Here is a 21,812-nt window from a genome sequence, read left to right as displayed (position 1 = left end):
TGTACACAAGTGATTTTCGGCAACAAGAAACGTCGCTCAAAATAGCCTGGACACTTGGCCACGACAGCCGATGAAGGGGAACGGCATGAGGGAAGATCGCAATACCAATATCCTTTCGGGTAGCGGGCTCACCCGCAGGACGACGCTCAAGGGCCTCGGCGCCGCCGCCGGCCTGATGGCCGCGCCCGGCTTCACGCGCTTTGCCCAGGCGCAGTCCTCCGAGCCCATCAGGATCGGTTTCCAGTGCCACCGCACCGGCATCGGCGCCGCCTATGGCCGCTGGTACGAACGCGTGACCAATGCCGCCGCCAAGCTCATCAACGACGAAGGCGGCATCAACGGGCGGCCGTTGGAGATCGTCATCGAGGACGACGGCACCGACCCGGCGCGCGGCTCCGAGGTGGTGCAGAAATTCGCCAACCAGCATAAGGTCGATCTCGTCTACGGCACGCTCTTCTCGCACGTCGTCGTCGGCTCCGCCCCGATGGCGGGCGAGTTGAAGATCCCCTACTACGTGGTGAGCGAAGGCTACCACGTCGCCTCCGGCAAGCTGAACCGCTACTGCGTGCAGCCGGGCATCACCGACGTGAAGGCGCAGGTGCGCTCCGTCGCCCCGTGGATTGCCGGCAACCTCGGCAAGAAGGTTACACTGGTCTATCCCGACTATGCCTTCGGCCACGACCATCGCGACTTCTTCGAGCCGGCGATTGCGGCCCAGGGCGGCGAGGTGGTCGCCAAGGTGCCGATCCCGCCGACGGAGACCTCCTTTACCCGCTATTTCCCGCAGATCCCGCGCGACACGGACGTGATTTATCATGTCATGGTCGGCCCGGCGGTGCTCACCTTCGTCAAGGAGATGGGCGAGTTCTTCGGCACCGGCGGACCGCAGCTCTTCGGCTTCATCGATTCGCTGGAAGCCGTCGACATCAACAGCCCCGGCCTCGAATTCCTCGAGGGCAGCCATTTCTGGGAAGGCATGCCGCGCTACGCGCAAGCCGACCAGCCCGACCACGTCTCCTTCTACCGCGAGACCGTCGGCATCGACGAGAACGGCGCGAGCCTCAACGACCCGCAGGACGTCTCCACCGCCGCCCACATGTTCGGCTGCTGGGAGACACTCCACGTCATCAAGGCCGCCATGGAAGCCGCCGACTACCAGGGACCGGACGACCGCGCCAAGCTGATCGAGGCCACCGAGGCCATGAGCGAGATGGAAGCCGGGCGGGAGCACCCGCAGGGCCGGAAGGTCTTCAACGGCAAGATCCACCAGGTCTTCGGCGAGCAGAGCATCAGCCAGGTGAAGGACGGCAAGCTGGAGGTGGTGCACCGGACGTCGATCGACGACGGGCTCTACGAGCCGGAAGCGGATTATACGGCGATGGCGTTCTGACGTAACCAGAGCGCAAAGTCCTCGCGCGCCTCATCCCGGAAGCCGGAGCCCGTATAGGGCGGAGGCTGTCCGGGACCCATTCCGGAACGTGGAAAGGTTACGGAATGGGTCCCGGCTCGCGGGAGCTGACGCTCCCTTGGCAGGGATGATGCACGAGGGAACGCTCTCTTCCCCACTAGATCATTTCACCGTTTCACGGAAACGATGAAATGATCTAGCCTTTTGATTTTACGCAATTCCGGACGGAAAACCGGTTTCCACTTTTCCTGGAATTGCTCTAGCCGCGGAGAATGCCCACCGTGAATGCCAGCGAACCCCACCTCGTCCATTCCGATACCTAGCCGCCCATGGCCTTCGGACCCTACCTCCTCCTCGCCACCCTTGAAGGCCTCGTCACCGCGGCGGTGCTGGCCCTGATGGCGCTCGGCCTCTCGCTGGTCTTCGGCGTCATGCGCGTAGTCAACGTCGCCCATGGCGAGTTCTACATGCTGGGCGCCGTCCTCGCCTGGTGGTTTGCCAGCCTCGTGAGCGGCCACCCGGCCATCGGCTTCCTCCTCGCCCTCATCCTCAGCCCGCTGGTCGTCGCGGCGATAGCCTTCCTCGCCGAGCGCCTGGTGCTGAGCCGGCTCAATTACGAACCGGAAGCCACCATCGTCGCCACCATCGGCCTTCTCTACATTCTCCAGCAGCTCGCGCTCACTTTCTACGGTCCGGAGGCGCGGCCGGTGCAGGCGCCCTTCGACATGCGCATCAGCCTGCCCTGGTTCGGTTACTCGGCCTATAAGCTGGCCGTCATCGTCGCTTCCATCCTCATGATGCTCGCCACCTGGTTCGCGCTCACGCGCACGAAGATCGGCCTCGTCATGCGCGCCACCCAGTACGACCGCGAGACGGCACAAGCCTTCGGCATCCCCGTCGGCCGCGTCTATGCCGGCGTCTTCGCGCTGGGCGCGGCACTTGCGGCCGTCGCCGCGGTCCTCATCGTTCCCATTCAGCAGGCCCATTACCTGATGGGCCTCGATCCGCTGCTTCTGTCCTTCATCGTCGTCATCATCGGCGGGCTCGGCTCCCTGCGCGGCACGGTGGTCGCGGCGATCCTCATCGGCCTTTCGGACGGCATCATCTCCATGTTCTTCTCGCCGACGCTTGCCAAGATGCTGACCACCCTCCTGGTCGCCCTGGTGCTGGTCTTCCGCCCCCAGGGCCTGTTCGGGACGGTGGCGCGATGACGAATGTAAAAAGCCTCTGGCTCCACGCAGCTGTTATCCTGCTGCTCTTCGCCCTCAACTTCCTGCTGCCGGAATATCACCGCGGCATCTTCTCCCGCGTCATGGTGCTGGCCGTCTTCGCCATGGGCTACAACCTGGCCTTCGGCTACACCGGGCTTTTGAGCCTCGGGCACGCCATGTTCTTCGCCGCCGGCCTCTACGGCGCCGGCCTCACCATCTACCATCTCGGCTGGAGCGTCTGGCCGGCCCTTGGCGCCGGCCTTCTCGCCGGCACCCTTCTTGCGCTCGTCGTCGGCTTCCTGGCGCTGAGGACGACGGGGGTCGCCTTCATGATCGTCACCCTCATGTTCGCCCAGGTCTTCTACCTGACCACCCTCTACTTCACGACCTATACACGCGGCGAGGAAGGCCTGGTCCTGCCGCAGGCGATGCGCTCGCTCGCCCTGCCCGGCGCGAGCTTCAGCCTCACCGACCCGGCCACCCGCTATATGGCCGCACTGGCGCTCCTCACTATCGTGCTTGGCCTCGTCCTCATCCTCGTCCGCTCCCCCTATGGCCGGGCGCTGATCGCCATCCGCGAGAACGAGGAGCGCATGCGCATGCTGGGCTACGACGTCTTTGCCAACAAGCTCGCTTCCGTGGTGATCTCCGGCCTCATCTGCGCCGCTGCGGGCGCCGCCTATGCCGTTCTCTTCGGCTATGTCGGCTCCGGCTTCGCTTCCATCCAGTATTCCATCCTGCCGCTTCTCTGGGTCCTTCTCGGCGGCGCCGCGACCACGCTGGGGCCCCTTATCGGCACGTTGTTCATGTTCTACATCATCGACACGGCGTCGGATTACACCACCGCGTATCTATTGGTCGTCGGCCTCGCTCTCATCCTGCTCATCCTCTATTTCCCGAAGGGCATCGCCGGCACGGTGCGCGAAAGGTGGCTGCCATGGCTGCCGTGACGCCGCTTCTTTCGACGCGGGGCCTCAGCCGTTCCTTCGGCGGCCTGAAGGCGGTGCGGGAGGTGGACTTCGCCCTGCCGGAGGGGCAGATCCGCGCCATCATCGGCCCCAACGGCGCCGGCAAGACCACCTTCGTCAGCCTCGTCTGCGGCCGCATCCTGCCGTCCTCGGGCACTGTCGTCTTCGACGGCCGCGACGTCTCGCGTCTGCCCGCCCACAAGCGCGTGCGCGCCGGCATAGCCTACACCTTCCAGATCACCAGCATCTTTTCCAACCTCACCGTCTTCGACAACGTGGCGCTCGCCGCCCAGCGCCACCTGCTCGACGACAGGCAGGCACGCCCGACGGCGCGTGCGCTCGAGGAAGAGGGCATGGCGGCGCTGGAAAAGACGGGGCTTGCGGACTTTGCGGAAAAGCGCGCCGGCAACCTCGCCTACGGTCACCAGCGGCTTCTCGAGGTGGCGATGGGCCTGGCACTGAAGCCGCGCCTCCTCATCCTCGACGAGCCGACCCAGGGGCTTTCCGACGGCGAGATCGACAGCTTCGTCGCCCTGGTGCGCGAGATCGGCCGGGAGGCCACGGTCCTCCTCATAGAGCACAACATGGATGTGGTGATGGCGCTGGCCGAGCGCATCACCGTCATGGACCAGGGCCGCATCCTCGCCGAGGGCACGCCGGAAGAGATCCGCGCCGACAAGGCCGTCCAGCAGGCATACCTGGGAGGCTGACGATGGCGACTGCGCTGAAACTCGACCGGATCGACTGCTTCTACGGCGACGTGCAGATCCTGCGCGGCCTCTCGCTCGAACTCTATGAGGGCGAGGTCCACTGCCTGCTGGGCCGCAACGGCGCCGGCAAGACCACGGCCTTGAAGGCCGTCATGGGCATTTTGCCCGTGCGCGCCGGCAGCATCCTGAAAGGCGAAATGGCGCTGTCGCGCCTGGCCGCCCACGAAGTACCCAAGGCAGGCGTTGCCTACGTGCCGCAGGGCCGCCGCCTCTTCGCCGAGCTCACCGTCGCCGAAAACCTCGAAATCGGCCTCATGGCCCGCAACAAGGGCGAAGCCACGCGCGAGCATGTGCTCAGCCTCTTCCCCATCCTGCGCGAGCGGCTGAGACAGCGCTCCGGCACCCTTTCCGGCGGCGAGCAGCAGATGCTCGCCATGGCCCGTGCGCTCTGCCTGGAGCCGGACGTGCTCCTCCTCGACGAGCCGACCGAAGGCCTCATGCCCTCCATGATCGCCCGCATCCGCGAGACCGTTTCCGCCCTGCGCGAGCACGGCGTCTCCACCATCCTCGTCGAGCAGCGCGTCGACGCCGTCCTCCCCGTCGCCGACCGCGTCTCCTTCATCGAGAACGGGCAGAACCGGGAGACGGTGGACGTGGCGCGGCTGCGCGAGGACCCGGAGATGGTGCACCGGTACGTGGGGGTGGGGTAGGGCCTGGGGCCGGATGAGGTCGGACCACCCCAGCGCGCTTCATCCTGGTCTAAGCGAGCCCCGCCCCCGCCTCCCGCATCCGCTGCGTCATCGCCGCCATCGAACCGCCGAGGTCGATCCCCCGGCAGGCCCCCAGGATCACCGTCGCCTCGAACCCCTGGCGCCGCGCGTCGAGTGCCGAGAACGCCACGCAGAAATCCGTGGCGAGCCCGGCGAACGTCACCCTGGCGATGCCGCGCTCACGCAGATAGCCGGTGAGCCCGGTGGGCGTTTCGTGGTCGTTCTCGAAAAAAGCCGAATAGCTGTCGATTTCCTTGCGAAACCCCTTGCGGATGACGAGCTCCGCCTTGGTCCATTCCAGCCCCTCGCGGAACGCCGCGCCTTTCGTCCCCTGTACGCAGTGGTCCGGCCACAGCGTCTGCTCGCCATAGGGCATTTCGATTGTCTCGAACGGCGCCTTGCCCGGATGCGAGGAGGCGAAGCTGGAGTGGCCGGCCGGGTGCCAGTCCTGCGTCAGCACCACATGGTCGAAGCGCTGGATCAGCCGGTTGATCACCGGCACCACCTCGTCCCCCGCTTCCACGGCCAGCGCCCCGCCGGGGCAGAAATCGTTCTGAACGTCGATGACGATGAGCGCCTCGTCGGCCATGCCGCGTCTCCGTTTGCGTGGGTCCTCCCGCAACCTAGCCCAATGTTCCCCTTTGACAAGCCGGCCGCGAGGTATATCATTTGTACACGAACGAATTCCGCGCCCGCACGAACGACAAGAGAAGGCGCGACGGGGAACGAGGCAGGCAGCGCGGCATGGCGACACGCTACGCGAAACCGACCGACCTTGAAGAAGCGCTCCGGCTTTTGGACGAGGCGCGGTGGACGATGCTTGCCGGCGGCACGGATTTCTATCCCACGCTCGGCAGCGCTCCGCTGCGCGGCAACGTGCTCGACATCAACGGCCTTGCAGTCTTGAAGGGCATCTCCGAGACCGAGAGCCACATCATAATCGGTGCCCGCACCACGTGGACCGAAGTTCTCCGCCATCCTCTGCCGCCCGCCTTCGACGCGCTGAAGCTGGCCGCGCGCGAGGTGGGCTCGATCCAGATCCAGAACAGCGGCACCGTCGCCGGCAATCTCTGCAACGCCTCGCCGGCCGCCGACGGCGTGCCGCCGCTGCTCATCCTCGAGGCGGAGGTGGAAATCCGCTCGGTGAAGAAAACCCGCGTCCTGCCGCTGAAAGACTTCATTCTCGGCAACCGGAAGACGGCGCTCGGGCCCGGCGAAATGGTCACCGCCGTCCGCATCCCCCGGCAAGCGGCCACCGGCGCTTCCGGTTTCGTCAAGCTTGGCGCCCGCCGCTATCTGGTCATCTCCATCGCCATGGCGGCCGCGCGCGTGACCGCCGCCCAGGGACAAATCGCCGAGGCCGCCGTCTCCGTCGGCTCATGCTCGGCCGTCGCTCAACGCCTTGCCGGCCTCGAGGATGGGCTGAAAGGCCACCCGGTGCAGGCCTGCGCCGGCATCGTCGCCGCTTATGGGTTCCCCGAGCTTTCGCCCATCGACGACGTTCGCGGCACGGCGAGCTACCGCCTGCAGGCCGCGCGCGAGATCGTCGCCCGCGCACTGCTTCAGGCGATGGGCAGCAGTGCTGAGGGAGGACTTGCCGCATGAGCGCCACCCCCGTCTCCCTCTCCTTCGAGATCAACGGCAAACCGGTTGCCCTCGCCATCTCGCCCGTGCAGCGCCTCTCCTCCGTCCTGCGCGATGAGCTCGGCCTGACGGGCACCAAGGTCGGCTGCGACGCCGGCGATTGCGGGGCCTGTTCGGTTATCGTCGACGGCGAGGTGGTGTGCGCCTGCCTGACCCCGGCGGCGAGCGTAGAAGGCGCGCGCGTGCGCACGGTGGAGGGCCTTGCCAACGGTACCCTATCGGCCCTGCAGCAGTCGTTCCTGCGCCACGGCGCCGCCCAGTGCGGCATCTGCACGCCGGGTCTTCTGGTGACTGCGACGGCGCTTCTGGAGAAAAACCCGGCTCCCAGCGAGATTGAAGTGCAGGATGCCTTGGGCGGGGTCCTTTGCCGTTGCACGGGATATCGCAAGATCGTGCGCGCGGTGACAAACGCCAACGGCCCAACCGCGCTCGACACCGCGCTCATCCCCGCCCGTGCGGCCGTTGGCGCCTCGCCCATCCGCCTCGACGGCGAGCGCAAGGTGACGGGTGCAGAGATCTTCGGCGCCGACGAGCGGCCGGAGGATGCGCTTTCCGTGCTGGTCGTGCGCTCGCCGCACTGGCACGCGGCGTTCGAGATCGGCGACACGAACGCCTTCCTCGGCGCACATCCCGGCATCCTTGCCGTATTCACCGCCGCCGACATCCCCGGCCGCAACCGCTTCGGCGTTATCCCGCCCTTCGCCGACCAGCCCGCGCTGGCGGAAAACCGGGTGCGCTTCCGCGGCGAGGCTGTAGCGCTCATCGCCGGCGAGCGCGCGGCGATCGAAGACCTCGACTTGGCCGACTTCCCGATTGCCTGGAAGGAGCTTCCCCACGCACTTTCGCCCGAGGAGGCGAAAACCTCCTTCCCGCCGCTGCATGAGGGCCGCGACGGCAACCTGCTGACACAGGGCTACGTCGAGTGCGGCGACCCGGAGGCCGCGCTGGCGAGCGCCCATGCCACCGTCGGCGGTGCCATCGAGACCTCCTATGTCGAGCACGCCTACATCGAGCCCGAGGCCGGCTATGCCACCATGGAGGGCGACACGCTTGTCGTCAAGGCGTGCACCCAGGCCCCCTACATGGACCGCGACGACACGGCCGCCGTCCTGGGACTGCCGCCGGAGAAAGTGCGCATCGTGCCGCTGGCGACCGGCGGCGGCTTTGGCTCCAAGCTCGACGTCTCGCTGCAGCCGCTGATCGGCCTCGTAGCGCTGAAGACCGGGCGCCCGGCGGCCCTTGCCTATACGCGCGGCGATTCCATGCGCTCCACCACCAAGCGCCACCCCGCCTCGATGAAGGCCGCTATCGGGGCGGATGCACGGGGCCGCGTCACCGGCATGGTCTTCGAAGGCGACTTCAACACCGGCGCCTATGCGAGTTGGGGCCCGACGGTGGCCAACCGCGTGCCGGTGCACGCCTCCGGCCCCTATCTCACGCCCAATTACCGCGCCGTCGGCCGCGCCATCCACACCAACGGCCCGGTGTCCGGTGCCTTCCGCGGCTTCGGCGTGCCCCAGGCCACCATCATGCAGGAGACGCTCTACGACCGGCTGGCCGAAAAGCTCGGCCTCGACCGGCTGGAGTTCCGCATCCTCAATGCATTGACGGACGGGCAGAAAACCACCTGCGGCCAGCTTCTGGAGAGCGGCGTCGGCATCCGCCCGTGCCTGGAGCAACTGCGCCCGCATTGGCGGCGCTCCCTCGAGGAGGCCGCGCGCCACAACGCCGCCTCCGGCAAGACCCGTCGCGGCGTTGGCGTTGCCTCCTGCTGGTATGGCTGCGGCAACACCTCACTGCCCAACCCATCGACCATGAAGCTCGGTATTACGCCCGATGGCCGCGTCGTCCTGCATCAGGGTGCCGTCGACATCGGCCAGGGCTCGAACACCGTGGTGACCCAGATTTGCGCCGACGCCCTTGGCCTCCCCCTCTGCGCCTTCACGCTTATCGGCGGCGACACGAGCATGACGCCCGATGCCGGCAAGACCTCGGCCTCGCGCCAGACCTATGTTTCCGGCAAGGCGGCGGAGCTTGCCGGCCGTGCGCTGCGCGAGAAGATCCTGCGCTTCGCCAACGTCTCGGAGGCAGCGGAGATCGCCATCGAAGGCCAGCACCTCCTGGTGAGCGAGGGCGAAGTGCGGCGCAGCATCGCCCTCTCGTCGCTGCCGCTCGACGCGGACGGCTACGCCTTCGCCGCGCAAGCCACCTACGACCCGCCGACCGAGGCGCTCGACGAGAAGGGGCAGGGCAAGCCCTACGCCGTCTACGGCTACGGCGCCCAGCTCGTGGAGCTGGAGGTGGATGTGACGCTGGGCACGGTAAAGCTCCTGAAGGTCACCGCCGCGCATGACGTCGGCCGCGCGATCAACCCGCTTCTCGCCGAGGGCCAGATCGAGGGCGGCATCGCGCAAGGTATCGGCCTTGCGCTGATGGAAGAGTACATTCCGGGCCGCACGGAGAACCTGCATGACTATCTCATACCCACCATCGGCGACGTGCCGGAGATCGAGACGATTCTGATAGAAGTGCCGGACCCGGAAGGCCCGTTCGGCGCCAAGGGGCTGGGCGAGCACGTGCTGATCCCGACCGCGCCGGCGATCCTCAACGCCATCCGCCACGCCACGGGCGCCGAGATCACCAAGGTGCCGGCCACACCCGCCCGCGTGCTCGCGGCAATTCAGGCGGTGGAGAAAGCCCCATGAACGAGCTTTCCGAACGCTTCGAGATCGAGCCGCCGCAGAAGCCGACCGGCGAAAAGCTGCGCTGCGACGCCTGCCCGGTGATGTGCTACATCGCCGAGGGCCGCACCGGCGCCTGCGACCGCTACGGCAATTTCGGCGGTAAGATCACCCGCTGCGATCCCGTCACCATCCTCGAGCACGCCGAGGAGGAGGGCAGCGCGGTGGTCCCATTCGGCGACAAGGAACCCTGGGGCGGCGAACTGGTCAATACGAAGCGCCGCTTCGTCAGCGCCATCGGCGCCGGCACCACCTATCCGGACTACAAGCCCGCGCCCTTCATCGTCTCCCAGGAGGTCGAAGGTGTCGACCTCGTGACCGTCGTCACCGAGGGCATCTTCTCCTATTGCGGCGTCAAGGTGAAGATCGATACCGACCGGCACCTCGGCCCCGAGACCGCCACCGTCCGCGCCGAGGGCGAGCCGGTGGGCCACGTGACCACCGCCGAATACGGCTCGCAGATGCTCTCGCTCGGCGGCGTGAAGCACCTCACCGGCGGCTCCAAGGCGGAAGGCCGCGTCACCTGCAGCACGCTCATGGACCTGTGCAACAAGAAGCCGGTGGAACTCGCCATCGACGGCGGCGCCACGGTGGTTGTCCAGGCGGGTGCTGCCCCGATCATCGACGGCAGACGTGAGGAGCGTATGCGGGTCGGCTGCGGCTCCGCCACCATCGGCATGTTCGCCACCCAGTGGCGGGGGCTGGTGGACGAGGTGGTGGTGGTCGACGACCACATCACCGGCGTCGTCTCCGAGCACCAGGCGGGCAAGGTCATCGGCTGGGAGGATACCGGCATAAAGATCATCGGCCGCCGCTCCACCCCCGGCCGCTATTTCAAGGTCTCGGAGCCGGGGCTCGGCTGGGGCGGTACGACGATCTCCAACCCGCTGGAGATCCTGGGCGATTTCAACGCCAGGAAGGGCGCGCGGCCCGGCCTTTCCCTGCTCATGGTCTCCACCACGGGCGAGCAGTTCGCCTATTACGAGCTCGACGACGATCTGAAGCCCGTGCAGAAGCAGTTCCCGGAACGGCTGCGCAAATCGGTCGAACTCATCGAGGAGAATTGCGAACCCGCCCTTTGCACCGTGCTCTTCATGGGCGGGGCGGGTGGTAGCTTGCGCGCCGGCGTGACCGAAAACCCGGTGAACCTCACCCGCTCCGTGCAAGGCCTTCAGACCTACGTCACCTGCGGCGGCGCGCCGGTCTACGTCTGGCCGGGCGGTGGCATCACCCTGATGGTCGACGTCTCGCGCATGCCGGACAACGCCTTCGGTTACGTGCCGACACCCGCACTTGTGGCGCCCATCGAATTCACCCTGCGCCGCGACGACTATATCCGCCTCGGCGGATATACGGATGAGATCCGCCCGATCGAGGACGTGCTGGAAAAAGGCGGCGAATATTTCAACACCCGCGAGGGGAAGGCAGCGCCGGCGGGCAATCCCTGGCCGCCGCTACAGCAGCTGCGCCGGGAGCCAAAGGGATGAGCGGTCCTGCCGTCACCTGGCTCTCCGACCGCCGCCGGCTGCACATGAACCACGGGCCCATCGACCTCGTCATCGAAGCCTTCGGCCCGGAAGAGGAGCGGCAGGCGGCTTATGCCCAGGCCGCCGAGCGCTTCGAGACAATCCTGGAAGAACTCGTATCGGAGCTTTCCTCCTTGCGCTGCCCGGTGGGCAGGACGCCCCGCGCTTTCCGCTTCGCGACGGCCAGACGCATGGAAGCGGCGACGTTGCGCCACTCTCAAACCTTCGTCACGCCCATGGCGGCGGTGGCGGGCAGCGTGGCGGACGAGATACTGGCGGCCATGGTCTCGGGCCGCCGCCTCCGGCGCGCCTATGTTAACAATGGCGGCGACGTCGCGCTTTACCTGGCGTCGGGCGAACGCATGAGCGCGGCGATCGCCGGCACCGGCCATGGCTTCGCTGATCGCCTGACCATCGCCGCCGCCGATCCGGTTCGCGGCATTGCCACCAGCGGCTGGCGCGGGCGCAGCCATTCGCTGGGCATCGCCGATGCCGTCACCATATTGGCGGAGAACGCGGCGGCGGCCGACGTCGCCGCGACGCTGATCGCCAACGCCGTCGATCTGCCCGGCCATCCGGGCATTGTCCGCATCCCCGCCTTGGAGATCGATCCCGATAGTGATCTCGGCAACCGGCTGGTGACGCAAGATGTAGGTCCGCTTTCCAGCACGGAGATTGCCGCCGCGCTGGAGCGTGGGCTTGCGATGGCGATCGCCATGGCCGAACGCGGCCACATCCATTCCGCCGCCCTGTTCCTGCGCGGCGAAAGCCGCATCTGCGGCCCGCTTGCGGCAGCCGGCGGCAATACCAACGAGCTTCCCCGGAGGACCATCTGTCATGCCTGAATTCACCATCCGCAAGATCGCCGTGCTGTCGGAGGAAATCTTCCACGAGGGCGGGCCCGCGCCCGCGACCCCGCGCCGGCGCGCCGCCGCCATGGCGCTGGTGAAGAACCCCTTCGCCGGGCGCTATGCGCAGGAACTGGAAAGCGCCATGGAAGACCTGAAACCGCTCGGCCTGCAGCTCACGGACCGCCTCATCGAAACGCTCGGCGGAGACATCTCCGTCATCGACGGCTTCGGCAAGGGCGCCATCGTCGGCACGGCGGGCGAACTGGAGCACGGCGCCCTGTGGCATGTGCCCGGCGGCTACGCCATGCGCGAGCGGCTGGGCGACTCCAGAGCCATCGTGCCCTCGGCCAAGAAGGTCGGTGCCTTTGGCGCGCGCATCGACGTCCCCCTCGGCCACATCAACGCTGCCTACGTGCGCAGCCATTTCGACGCCATGGAAGTGGGGATCGCCGACGGGCCGCGGCCCGACGAAATCCTCTTCTGCCTTGCCATGGCCTGCGGCCCGCGCGTCCATGCACGCATGGGCGGCCTCAAGGCCGAGAACGTCAAAGGAGAGGACGGCCTCAGATGAGCGTCTCCGGCAAGCTGAAACTGGTAGAGGAAGGCCGCAAGGCGGAGGACTACCGTCTGGACGAGCAGGTGGGTTTCGTTCTGCGCAAGGCCAACCAGCGCCACCTTGCGATCTTTGCCGCCAGGATCGGAGACCTCACGCCGCCGCAATTCGCCGCTCTCGCCAAGCTCTACGAGGTGGGCGAGACCTCGCAAAACCAACTCGGCCAGCTGATCGCCATGGACGCGGCCACGATCAAGGGCGTCATCGACCGGCTGAAGGCGCGCCGCCTTGTCGCCCTCGCGCCGCACGCCCACGACCGCCGCCGCCTCCTGGTCAATCTCACCGATGAGGGCCGCATCGCGCTCGAATCGCTGCTGCCGCGCGCCCGCGATGTCACCGACGAAACACTCGCGCCCCTCACACCCCGCGAAGCCGCCACCTTCCTGCGCCTGCTGTCGAAGCTGGCGGACGGCTAGCGCCTTGCGGCCCTGAAGTGAAGGAAGCCACGCTGACCAGAGCACTCGACCCGCTGGATTTCATCCGCGCGAACATGCACCTTGCGCCAGTCCCGTCGCTTCCCGGAATCCAGCTTTACACCGCCCATCCGGGGAGCGGCCTGCGTCGTCTTGCCGAGCAGGACGAAGGATCCGAATTTCAGCCGCCCTATTGGGCATATCCGTGGCCCGGCGGCGCCGTGCTTGCCCGTTATCTCCTCGATCGGCCGGGGACGGTGGCCGGCCGACGGGTGCTCGATCTGGGTGCCGGCTCCGGCATCGTCGCCATCGCCGCGGCGAAAGCCGGGGCAGGCGCGGTGACCGCGGCCGAGATCGACCGCAACGCTATCGCCGCACTCACGCTCAACACCCTTGCGAACGGCGTCACCGTAGCGGTGGTCGCGCAGGATCTCACCGCGGGACCGCCGCCCGCGGTGGATTTGGTTGCAGTCGGTGACCTCTTTTACGAACGCACCCTCGCCGAGCGGGTGACGGCCTTCCTCGACCGCTGCCTTGCCGCCGGCATCGAAGTGCTTATCGGCGATCCCGGCCGCGCCTACCTGCCCCGCCCGCGGCTCCGCACGCTCGCCAAATATCCGGTGCCCGATGTCGGAGACATCAAGAACGCGCCGATGAAGAGCAGCGCCGTCTTCTCGCTCAAGCGCGACGCCTGACGGCTCTCAACGCACGGCCCGGTATCGTATATAGCGGATGTCCGGCAGCTTCTCCTCGTTGCCGCTGCCGTCGCCGAAGACCTCGGCAACGAATCCGTGCCTTTCATAGAACCGACGGGCCCTGCTGTTGGCCTGGAAGCAATGAAGCTTGACGACCGGCATGGCGGCCGTCGCATGGCCGAGCAGTCGGCTTCCTATACCGCGGCCGGTCCATCCCGGTTTCAGATAAAGCTGCTCGACCCACTCGCCCTCTACGGCGATGAAGCCGAGGGTCTCACCCCCTGCCTCGGCGATGGTAACCTTTTGATGCTGCAGCACATGGCCGCGGATGAAAGCCCGATCTTCTTCCGGCGTATGCACCACCGGCATCCAGTCGAAGGAGCTCAGCGCCGACCGCATGACCCGCGCGATCTCGTCCGCGTCCGCTTGTCTTCCCGGGCGCAGGACGATTTCGCGCGGCATCGGCCTCAGGCCGCCTGCTTCTTCGGCGAGATCAGCCCACGCGCGACGAGCAGCTCGGCGATCTGCACCGCGTTCAGCGCCGCACCCTTGCGCAGATTGTCGGAGACCACCCACAGCGCGAGGCCGTTATCCACGGTCGGGTCCTCGCGGATGCGGCTGATATAGGTGGCGTCCTCGCCGGCGCTTTCGTAGGGCGTCACGTAGCCGCCGTCCTCATGCTTGTCGACCACCAGGCAGCCCGGCGCCTCGCGCAGGATCTCGCGCGCCTTGTCGGCGGAAAGCGGCTTCTCGAACTCAAGGTTCACCGCCTCCGAATGGCCGATGAAGACCGGCACACGCACACAGGTCGCCGTCAGCTTGATCTTCGGATCGAGCATCTTCTTGGTTTCGGCCACCATCTTCCACTCTTCCTTGGTGTAGCCGTCCTCCATGAAGACGTCGATATGCGGAATGCAGTTGAAGGCGATGCGCTTGGTGAACTTGTTCGTCGAGATGGGATCGGCCACGAAGACGGCGCGGGTCTGCTCGAAGAGCTCGTCCATGCCCTCTTTGCCGGCCCCGGAGACCGACTGGTAGGTGGAGACCACCACCCGCTTGATCCTTGCCACGTCATGCAGAGGCTTCAGCGCCACGACCAGCTGTGCGGTGGAGCAGTTGGGATTGGCGATGATGTTCTTCTTTGAGAACCCCTCCACCGCGTCCGGATTGACCTCCGGAACGACGAGCGGGACGTCCTGGTCGTAGCGCCAGGCGGACGAATTGTCGATGACGACGCAGCCTTGGCGGCCGATCTTCGGCGAGAACTCCTTGGAGACCGAGCCGCCTGCCGACATCAGGCAGATATCGGTGTCGGAGAAGTCGTGATTGTCGAGCGCCTTCACCTTCAGCGTCTTGTCGCCGTAGGAGACTTCCGTGCCAAGGGAGCGGCGCGAGGCGAGCGGCACGACCTCGTCGGCGGGAAAGCCGCGCTCTTCCAGAATGTTGAGCATCTCCCGGCCGACATTTCCGGTGGCGCCGGCAACGGCTATCTTGAAACCCATGGGTTCTTAACTCCTGTCCCTCTCCGCTTGGCTTGGTATCCGAGGCCCGCCGGCCGCGCGGGCTCCTCGCCTCCCCGGCCTGGCTCGGGGAGAGAGCGAGCGGGCCAAGGAAGGTCAGACCGTTTTGGCGGTCGTTTTGGCCGTCGTCTCGGTAAAGCGGAAACCGGCGCCGCTGTTCCCGGCGGCGTCAAACAGGCTGGCAATGAGGTGCGCTGAAAGGTGGGGGCGCATGAGCCGGGCAGTCTCCGTTTCCGCGCCGGGTTTTACGCCGAATCGGCGCGAAGTCAATCGTGCGGCCGCGTGGTCGCTCGCTTGAACGTGATTTTGGCCGCGCGCTTCCTCGTCGTAGGCTCGGGCACGGCGGGAAACGGAGACAGATGACGGAGATGGCCATGAGACGTCGAACGCCGATGCGCTTCCTACCGCGTATCCTCGCTCTGGGGATCGGCCTTGCCGCCGGCGCCGCCGTTCCGGCGCTCGCTCACCACGGCTGGGCCTGGACCGAGGACGAGCCTTTCGAGCTCACCGGCACCGTCGAGGACATCTATATCGGCAACCCCCACGTCACGCTCACGGTACGCGCCGAAGACGGCCTCTGGCACGTCGACCTGGCACCGCTCACGCGGACGCTGCGCGCCGGTTTCGACGAGGGCGCGGCGGCGAGCGGCGATACCGTGACCTGCGTCGGCTTCCGCTCGCGCGACCCCGGGCAGTTGAGCATGAAGGCGGCGCGCGTCGTCGTCGACGGCGAGACCTACGACGTCTATCCCAGCCGCGTGCCAGGCGCCTGAGGGCCCGACGCGGATGCTGGCGGAGTGGCTGCAGGCGCTGCACGACTGGCAGGTGGCGGCGCTTATTCGCCGTTCGCTCTATGTCTATCCGCTCCTCAACGCCACGCACATCTTTTCGCTGACGCTCTTGATCGGAGGGATCCTGCCGGCGGATCTGAGGATGCTGGGGCTGTTCCCGAGTATCGCCGCGGCACCCTTCCTGCGGCTGATGGCAAGAATTTCCGCCATCGGCCTGGCGCTCGCCGTCGTCACCGGCTTCCTGCTGTTCTCGGTCCAACCGCTGGAATACGCCTACAACGCGGCATTCCTGACCAAGGTCTCGCTCGTCGCCCTCGGCGCGGCGAACGCGATTTTCATCCGCCTCGGCGCCGGCTGGCAAAAGGCCACGACCGGCGGTGCCATAAGCCCTCGCCTCAGGGCCGGTGCGGCACTGTCGCTGATCATCTGGATCGCCGCACTCATCGCCGGCCGCTGGATCGCCTTCCTCTGAGGCGCTGGCCTGGGGAACATTTCGCCCCCGCGCTCATTTGCCGAGGCAGGGAGTGCACGCATGGCCGAAAAGCAGAAAAGAACATTTTCCGGGCGCGATACCAGCCAAGGCTACATCGTGCTCAAGACGCCGCTGCGGCGGGCGATTTTCATCGCCGGCCTGGCGGGCATCGTCATCGTGTCCCTCTTGCTGGCGCTTGCCTGAGGTGGAGGCTAATCCGCCTCCACCTGGAGAGGGGCCGCCGGAAAGCCTAAGCCGAAAGCGCCCGGAACTTCTCCACCACGGCGTCGCCCATCGCCGAGGTGCTCACCTCGCGCATACCCTCCGACATGATATCGCCGGTGCGATAGCCTTCGTCCAGTACGTCCGAGATCGCCTTCTCCAGGCGGTCGGCTTCCGCGATCATGTTGAAGGAATAGCGCAAGCACATTGCGAAGGAAGCGATCATGGCGATGGGGTTGGCCACCCCCTTGCCGGCGATGTCGGGCGCCGAGCCGTGCACCGGCTCGTAGAGAGCCTTACGGCTGCCGGTCTTGGGATCCGGGCTCCCAAGCGAAGCCGACGGCAGCATACCGAGCGAGCCCGTCAGCATCGCCGCCACGTCGGACAGCATGTCGCCGAACAGGTTGTCCGTAACGATCACGTCGAACTGCTTTGGCCACCGCACGAGCTGCATGCCGCCGGCATCCGCCAACATGTGGGTGAGTTCGACATCGGAATACTTCGCCTTGTGGGTCTCTGCCACGACCTCCTTCCAAAGCACGCCGGACTTCATGACGTTATGCTTTTCCATCGAGCACACCTTATTGCCGCGCGTGCGCGCCAACTCGAAGGCGACGCCGGAGATGCGCTCAATCTCGAAGGTATCGTAGACCTGCGTGTCGATGCCGCGCTTCTGGCCGTTGCCGAGATCAATAATCTCCTTCGGCTCGCCGAAATACACACCGCCCGTTAATTCCCGCACGATGAGGATATCGAGCCCCTCGACAACCTCCTTCTTCAGCGAGGAGGATTCGGCCAGCGCCGGGTAGCAGATGGCGGGGCGCAGGTTGGCGAAAAGCTCCATCTCCTTGCGCAGGCGCAGGAGCCCCGCTTCCGGCCGCACCTCGTAGGGCACACCGTCCCACTTCGGACCGCCGACGGCGCCGAACAGAACCGCGTCGGCGGCAAGCGCCCGCTCCATATCGGTGTCGGAGATGGCCTCGCCATGGGCGTCATAAGCCGAGCCGCCGACCAGCCCCGCCTCCGTCTCGAAGCCGGCGCCGAACTCGGCGTTCATGATGGCGATGAGCTTCGTGACCTCGGCCATCGCCTCGGGACCGATACCGTCGCCTGGAAGGAGGAGGAGCTTGCGCGTTGCCATGGGTGCCTCTTGCGGATATGGAGATCGCGCCCTTGCTAAACGGCGGCGCGGGCTTGCGCAAGATGCGAAAGATCAGGCACGGCCGCGCTACACCTGCAGGTGCCGAGGTTTGTGACAGCTAGGCGCCCGCGCGGTCGCGCTTCAGCGCCGTCACCTCGATCTCGACCTTCATTTCCGGCTTGGCGAGCTTGCAGACGACCATGGTCGCCGCCGGCCGGATGTCGCCGAAGGCCTCGCCCAGGATGGGGAAGACGCGGTCCACATAGGCGCGGTCCGTTACGTAGTAATGCGCCCGCACCACATCCGCCATGTCGAATCCGCCTTCCTCGAGTGCAGCGCGGATGGTGGCGAGGCAGTTCCTCGCCTGCTCCTCCACGCCGGGAGGCATGGTCATGGTGGCGTAATCGTAGCCGGTGGTGCCGGAGACGAAGCACCAGTCGCCGTCGACCACCGCACGGCTGTAGCCGGCGGTCTTCTCGAAGGGAGAACCGGTGGAGATCAGGTGACGCACAGGGCTTGTCCACTCATGCCCACGGGCGGCTTTCGGCGTATTTGTGCTCGAACGTCTCGATGGCCGGCGCTTTCTCCAGCGTCAGCCCGATATCGTCGAGCCCATTGAGCAGGCAGTGGCGCTTGAAGGCATCGATCTCGAAGGTGATGACGCCGCCGTCCGGCCCGCGGATTTCCTGTGCTTCGAGGTCCACCGACAGCGTCGCGTTGGCGCCGCGCTCGGCGTCGTCCATCAGCTTCTCCAGGTCCTCCGGGCTGACGACGATAGGCAGGATGCCGTTCTTGAAGCAATTGTTGTAGAAAATGTCGGCGAAGCTGGTGGAGATGACGCAGCGGATGCCGAAATCGGCGAGCGCCCACGGCGCGTGCTCGCGGGAAGACCCGCAGCCGAAATTGTCGCCGGCAACCAGCACCTTGGCGTTGCGGTAGGCCGGCTTGTTCAAGACGAACTCCGGGTTTTCCGAGCCGTCCTCGTTGTACCGCATCTCGGCGAAAAGCCCCGTGCCGAGCCCCGTGCGCTTGATCGTCTTCAGATAATCCTTGGGGATGATCATGTCGGTATCGACATTGACGATGGGGAGCGGCGCGGCAACGCCGGTGAGCGTGGTGAACTTTTCCATTGGCCTTGATGCCTGTCTGATCTTGCAGAGTGGGTCGAGCCACCATTTACATCAAGCTTGGGCCTAAGCAAAGGCTCTTGCGCCCGGCGCCGCGCTCGGCCATGAAATGTGCCCATGCATGAGCCCCTCGCCTGCCTCCGCCGCTCCGTCCTCTACGTGCCGGCCAGCAACGAAAAAGCGCTGAAGAAAAGCGCCGCACTCGCCTGCGACGCCGTCATCTTCGATCTCGAGGACGCCGTTGCGCCTGAAGAAAAGACGGAGGCGCGCGAGCGGCTGCGGAGGTTCCTCGACGGTCCTAATCGCCCGCAATGCGAGGTCGTCGTCCGCATCAATGCGCTTTCCGGCGAATGGGGGACGGAAGATCTCCTCGCCGCCCGCGCGCTGAAACCCGACGCCATCCTGCTCCCCAAGGTGGACGGCCCGCGCGACATCCTCGACGTCGACGCGGCGCTGGACGAGACCGACGCACCGCGCTCGCTCCGCCTCTGGGCGATGATGGAGACCTCGCGCTCCCTCCTCAATGCCGGCCCCATCGCCGAATTGGGCCGCGACCCGGCGGCACGGCTCGCCTGCCTCGTCGCCGGCACCAACGATCTGGTGAGGGAAACCGGCATCGCCCCCGGCCCCGGCCGCGGCAATCTCCTACCATGGCTGATGCAGCTCGTGCTCGCCGCCCGCGCCGGCAACCTCACCGTGCTCGACGGCGTGATGAACGATTTCCGCGATCTTGAAGCCTTCGCCCGCGAATGCGCCGAGGCCCGCGCCATGGGCTTCGACGGCAAGACGCTCATCCACCCGGCACAGATCGCCCCCGCCAACGCCGCGTTCGCGCCGACGAAGGGGGAGGTGGCCGAGGCCCAGGCCGTCGTGGCCGAATTCGCCAAACCGGAAAACCGCTTCCGCGGCGTCGTCTCGCTGAACGGCCGCATGATCGAGCGCCTGCATCTGGAGATGGCCGAAGGGCTGCTCGCCAAGGCGAAACAAATCGAGGAGAAAGGCGAATGAGGCTCTACCGCTTCCTGACCGGGCCCGACAATTCCAGCTTCTGTCACAAGGTCACCGCGGCCCTGAATAAGGGCTGGCTCCTCCACGGCGGCCCCACTTACGCCTATGACACCGAGACACAGACCATGCGCTGCGGCCAGGCCGTCTACAAGGAAGTGGAAGGGGTGGACTATACACCGGACATCAAGCTGGGCGATTATTGAGCCCTACGACACGCATCGTTCCGGAAGCCGGCGCGATAGCGGAGGCTGTCCGGAACCCATTCCGGACCATGAAATGCCCCGGAGTGGATCCCCGGCTCTCACTCCGCTTCGCTCCATTCGGCCGGGATGGTCACGCACTGGCGCTCGGCCACTCACCTGCGTTCTCCTCGATGCGCGCCATATCGTCGTCCGACAGGCCGAAATGATGGCCGATCTCGTGGATCAGCACATGCGCCACGATGTCACCCAGCGTCTCCTCGTTCTCGGCCCAGTAGTCGAGGATGGCGCGGCGGTAGAGCGTGATGCGGTTGGGCCCTTCGCCGGTAGCCGGGTTCCAGCGCTCGGCGATGCCGCGCCCCTCGAACAGGCCGAGCAGGTCGAACGGCGTTTCCAACGCCAGGTCGTCCATGATCTCCTCGGTGGGAAACTCGTCGATCTGGATGACGATGTCGCCGGTGAGTTCACGAAACTCCTTCGGCAGGTTGGCATAGGTCTCCATCGCCAGAAGTTCGAATTCGGCGAGAGAGGGAGAGAGCTGGTCGTGCCAGGCGCGTGTCTGGTAGATGCGTGCCATCTTGTGTCCTTTGCCGCGCATATAGCGTTTTCCGGCGCCGGATTCGAGAGCGCAGGTGGTTCCTCTCCTTTTTAGGGAAATAACGCATCACAGGAAGGAATATAATCCTTCTTGACTCTTGGGCAAAGCTCTGGAATTGATAGGAACATAACAGGAACAGAATAAACGGCCGGAGCGGACGGCATGGCACGCACTGCCATGGCGCAGGAGACGATTTGCGCCCTGCGCCGGAAAATCGCCAGGATCGAGGGGGCCCTGCCCGAACGGCTTGCCGCGCCGGAGGAAGGGGAGAGCCTGGTGCTGCGCCGTTACGGCCGCCCCGAGGGTGCGGCAGCGCCCATGTCCCTCGCGGAAACGGGAACGCCGCGCCTCGACGCCGCTCTCGGCGGCGGCATCCTGCAGGCGGCTCTAACGGAGGTCATCGGCCGTGAGACCCGCGACAGCGGGATCGTTTCCGGATTTTCGCTGGCACTTGCCGCGATTGCCTCGCGAGCGGGCGCCTTCTCGGCCGAGGGCGCTCGGCCGGTCCTGTGGGTCGCCACAGCGGACATTCTTGCTGAAGCCGGCTTTCCCTATGCGCCTAGCGTGGAGCAGTTCTTCGGCCTCACCCCCGACCGGCTTCTCCTGGTTCGGGCAAACCGGCTCGAAGATGCGCTCTGGGCGGCGGAAGAGGCCGCCCGGCTGGGCGGCTTCTCGGCCACCTTCCTGGAACTGCGCGGCAACCCAGCAAGGCTGGATCTGACCGCCACGCGACGCCTGCACCATCGCGCGAGGGATGCCGGGCGGCCCGTATTCCTCATCCGCCATTCATCCGAGCCGGAGCCTACGGCGGCCCCCACGCGCCTTCTCGTCTCCCCCGCGCCCTCTTCCCTGCGCGAAACCCTTGCCGGACCGCTCCCCCGCTCCATCGGCCCGCCGGCCTTTGCCGTCACCCTGGCCAGGAGCCGGACCGGGAAAACCGGAACATTCACACTGGAATGGAACCCCCATGACTTCGTTTTTCAGGAAAGATGGCCCACCGGGGAACGGGGATCTGCTTTCAAGAGCAGCCGGGGAGCGCAGGATACTGGCGGTATGGCTACCGCATCTTTCGACCGACCGGATCCTGCGCCGCCGGTACGGGGCGGGCTGGCGCCTGCGCGCAAGGAGAGGCGCGCAGGCTGACTTTCCGTCACTGGTCATAAGCTGCCGGGAGGGCAACACC

At 66.4% G+C, this 21,812-nt stretch carries 25 protein-coding genes; 18 read left to right on the top strand and 7 right to left on the bottom strand.

The genetic code is table 11. From position 1 onward, the window contains the following. Window positions 1–85 precede the first annotated feature (85 nt). The 5 genes from GPJ75_RS20660 to GPJ75_RS20640 all read left to right on the top strand — a co-directional run bounded on the left by GPJ75_RS20660 (window position 86) and on the right by GPJ75_RS20640 (window position 5,007). The gene (locus GPJ75_RS20660) at window positions 86–1,390 is read left to right on the top strand and encodes an ABC transporter substrate-binding protein (RefSeq protein WP_163270818.1); all 1,305 of its coding nucleotides are present in this window, start codon (window positions 86–88) and stop codon (window positions 1,388–1,390) included. A gap of 347 nt (window positions 1,391–1,737) precedes the next feature. Then, entirely contained in the window at window positions 1,738–2,619 is an 882-nt protein-coding gene (locus tag GPJ75_RS20655) for a branched-chain amino acid ABC transporter permease (RefSeq protein WP_163270816.1), read from the top strand. Further along, the gene (locus GPJ75_RS20650) at window positions 2,616–3,569 is read left to right on the top strand and encodes a branched-chain amino acid ABC transporter permease (RefSeq protein ID WP_163270814.1); all 954 of its coding nucleotides are present in this window, start codon (window positions 2,616–2,618) and stop codon (window positions 3,567–3,569) included. Before GPJ75_RS20655 ends, GPJ75_RS20650 begins: the two co-directional genes overlap by 4 nt. Then, a complete protein-coding gene (locus tag GPJ75_RS20645; RefSeq protein WP_163270921.1) occupies window positions 3,566–4,297 on the top strand; it encodes an ABC transporter ATP-binding protein in 732 nt (243 codons plus the stop codon). Before GPJ75_RS20650 ends, GPJ75_RS20645 begins: the two co-directional genes overlap by 4 nt. A 2-nt stretch (window positions 4,298–4,299) precedes the next feature. Then, window positions 4,300–5,007 carry an ABC transporter ATP-binding protein gene (locus GPJ75_RS20640; RefSeq protein ID WP_163270812.1) on the top strand — a complete coding sequence of 236 codons (708 nt, stop codon included), beginning with the start codon at window positions 4,300–4,302 and terminating at the stop codon, window positions 5,005–5,007. 49 nt (window positions 5,008–5,056) lie between these two features. Here the strand turns inward: GPJ75_RS20640 and pncA are convergent, their stop codons facing one another. Further along, window positions 5,057–5,656, bottom strand: a complete 600-nt coding sequence (pncA, locus tag GPJ75_RS20635) for a bifunctional nicotinamidase/pyrazinamidase (protein WP_163270810.1) — start codon at window positions 5,654–5,656, stop codon at window positions 5,057–5,059. A 155-nt stretch (window positions 5,657–5,811) separates the two neighbouring features. Between pncA and GPJ75_RS20630 the strand changes: the two genes are divergently transcribed. The 7 genes from GPJ75_RS20630 to GPJ75_RS20600 are packed head-to-tail and all read left to right on the top strand — an operon-like array spanning window position 5,812 to window position 13,550. Continuing rightward, a complete protein-coding gene (locus GPJ75_RS20630) occupies window positions 5,812–6,672 on the top strand; it encodes an FAD binding domain-containing protein (RefSeq protein WP_163270808.1) in 861 nt (286 codons plus the stop codon). Next, window positions 6,669–9,416, top strand: coding sequence for a molybdopterin-dependent oxidoreductase (locus GPJ75_RS20625; protein WP_163270806.1), 2,748 nt, complete (start codon window positions 6,669–6,671; stop codon window positions 9,414–9,416). The genes GPJ75_RS20630 and GPJ75_RS20625 overlap by 4 nt, the downstream gene beginning before the upstream one ends. Next, window positions 9,413–10,939 (top strand): 6-hydroxynicotinate reductase, encoded by a 1,527-nt coding sequence (locus GPJ75_RS20620; protein ID WP_163270804.1) that lies wholly within the window; start codon window positions 9,413–9,415, stop codon window positions 10,937–10,939. Before GPJ75_RS20625 ends, GPJ75_RS20620 begins: the two co-directional genes overlap by 4 nt. After that, window positions 10,936–11,823 carry a UPF0280 family protein gene (locus GPJ75_RS20615; RefSeq protein WP_163270802.1) on the top strand — a complete coding sequence of 296 codons (888 nt, stop codon included), beginning with the start codon at window positions 10,936–10,938 and terminating at the stop codon, window positions 11,821–11,823. The genes GPJ75_RS20620 and GPJ75_RS20615 overlap by 4 nt, the downstream gene beginning before the upstream one ends. Then, complete coding sequence (locus GPJ75_RS20610) at window positions 11,816–12,400, top strand: amino acid synthesis family protein (RefSeq protein WP_163270800.1); 585 nt, start codon at window positions 11,816–11,818, stop codon at window positions 12,398–12,400. The genes GPJ75_RS20615 and GPJ75_RS20610 overlap by 8 nt, the downstream gene beginning before the upstream one ends. Next, window positions 12,397–12,858, top strand: coding sequence for a MarR family winged helix-turn-helix transcriptional regulator (locus GPJ75_RS20605; protein ID WP_163270798.1), 462 nt, complete (start codon window positions 12,397–12,399; stop codon window positions 12,856–12,858). Before GPJ75_RS20610 ends, GPJ75_RS20605 begins: the two co-directional genes overlap by 4 nt. Window positions 12,859–12,875: 17 nt before the next feature. Continuing rightward, on the top strand, window positions 12,876–13,550 hold the full coding sequence (locus tag GPJ75_RS20600) for a class I SAM-dependent methyltransferase (RefSeq protein ID WP_425483175.1): 675 nt from the start codon (window positions 12,876–12,878) through the stop codon (window positions 13,548–13,550). A 6-nt stretch (window positions 13,551–13,556) separates the two neighbouring features. On the opposite strand, the gene GPJ75_RS20595 is transcribed toward GPJ75_RS20600, so the two are convergent. Together GPJ75_RS20595 and GPJ75_RS20590 are read right to left on the bottom strand one after the other, a co-directional pair. Beyond that, the gene (locus tag GPJ75_RS20595; RefSeq protein ID WP_163270796.1) at window positions 13,557–14,012 is read right to left on the bottom strand and encodes a GNAT family N-acetyltransferase; all 456 of its coding nucleotides are present in this window, start codon (window positions 14,010–14,012) and stop codon (window positions 13,557–13,559) included. Between the two features lie 5 nt (window positions 14,013–14,017). Continuing rightward, a complete protein-coding gene (locus GPJ75_RS20590; protein WP_163270794.1) occupies window positions 14,018–15,052 on the bottom strand; it encodes an aspartate-semialdehyde dehydrogenase in 1,035 nt (344 codons plus the stop codon). Window positions 15,053–15,444: 392 nt separating this feature from the next. On the opposite strand from GPJ75_RS20590, the gene GPJ75_RS20585 reads away from it, so the two are divergent. The 3 genes from GPJ75_RS20585 to GPJ75_RS20575 are packed head-to-tail and all read left to right on the top strand — an operon-like array spanning window position 15,445 to window position 16,537. After that, entirely contained in the window at window positions 15,445–15,843 is a 399-nt protein-coding gene (locus GPJ75_RS20585; RefSeq protein WP_246249147.1) for a DUF6152 family protein, read from the top strand. Window positions 15,844–15,856: 13 nt separating this feature from the next. After that, window positions 15,857–16,333 carry a DUF2214 domain-containing protein gene (locus GPJ75_RS20580; protein WP_163270792.1) on the top strand — a complete coding sequence of 159 codons (477 nt, stop codon included), beginning with the start codon at window positions 15,857–15,859 and terminating at the stop codon, window positions 16,331–16,333. A gap of 60 nt (window positions 16,334–16,393) precedes the next feature. After that, window positions 16,394–16,537 carry a peptide ABC transporter permease gene (locus GPJ75_RS20575; RefSeq protein WP_159586902.1) on the top strand — a complete coding sequence of 48 codons (144 nt, stop codon included), beginning with the start codon at window positions 16,394–16,396 and terminating at the stop codon, window positions 16,535–16,537. Between the two features lie 46 nt (window positions 16,538–16,583). On the opposite strand, the gene leuB is transcribed toward GPJ75_RS20575, so the two are convergent. From leuB to leuD, 3 genes are all read right to left on the bottom strand, one after another. Continuing rightward, complete coding sequence (gene leuB, locus GPJ75_RS20570) at window positions 16,584–17,696, bottom strand: 3-isopropylmalate dehydrogenase (protein ID WP_163270790.1); 1,113 nt, start codon at window positions 17,694–17,696, stop codon at window positions 16,584–16,586. A 118-nt stretch (window positions 17,697–17,814) separates the two neighbouring features. Beyond that, window positions 17,815–18,207 (bottom strand): RidA family protein, encoded by a 393-nt coding sequence (locus GPJ75_RS20565; protein WP_163270788.1) that lies wholly within the window; start codon window positions 18,205–18,207, stop codon window positions 17,815–17,817. Between the two features lie 13 nt (window positions 18,208–18,220). Then, entirely contained in the window at window positions 18,221–18,826 is a 606-nt protein-coding gene (leuD, locus tag GPJ75_RS20560) for a 3-isopropylmalate dehydratase small subunit (RefSeq protein ID WP_163270786.1), read from the bottom strand. Between the two features lie 114 nt (window positions 18,827–18,940). Between leuD and GPJ75_RS20555 the strand changes: the two genes are divergently transcribed. Beyond that, window positions 18,941–19,831: an HpcH/HpaI aldolase/citrate lyase family protein gene (locus tag GPJ75_RS20555; protein ID WP_163270784.1), complete on the top strand. Its 891-nt coding sequence runs from the start codon at window positions 18,941–18,943 to the stop codon at window positions 19,829–19,831. Continuing rightward, complete coding sequence (locus tag GPJ75_RS20550) at window positions 19,828–20,034, top strand: DUF1737 domain-containing protein (RefSeq protein WP_163270782.1); 207 nt, start codon at window positions 19,828–19,830, stop codon at window positions 20,032–20,034. The genes GPJ75_RS20555 and GPJ75_RS20550 overlap by 4 nt, the downstream gene beginning before the upstream one ends. Before the next feature lie 130 nt (window positions 20,035–20,164). Here the strand turns inward: GPJ75_RS20550 and GPJ75_RS20545 are convergent, their stop codons facing one another. Then, a complete protein-coding gene (locus GPJ75_RS20545) occupies window positions 20,165–20,608 on the bottom strand; it encodes a metallopeptidase family protein (RefSeq protein WP_163270779.1) in 444 nt (147 codons plus the stop codon). 183 nt (window positions 20,609–20,791) lie between these two features. Here GPJ75_RS20545 and GPJ75_RS27450 point away from each other — a divergent pair, with 183 nt between their 5' ends. Further along, a complete protein-coding gene (locus GPJ75_RS27450; protein ID WP_246249146.1) occupies window positions 20,792–21,772 on the top strand; it encodes an ImuA family protein in 981 nt (326 codons plus the stop codon). Window positions 21,773–21,812: the final 40 nt, after the last annotated feature.

Origin of the sequence: Chelativorans alearensis, assembly GCF_010993735.1 — a bacterium.
Classification (GTDB): Bacteria; Pseudomonadota; Alphaproteobacteria; order Rhizobiales; family Rhizobiaceae; genus Chelativorans; species Chelativorans alearense.
Note: the sequence above shows the minus strand (reverse complement) of the source record. Positions and strands in the feature narration are given on the sequence as shown.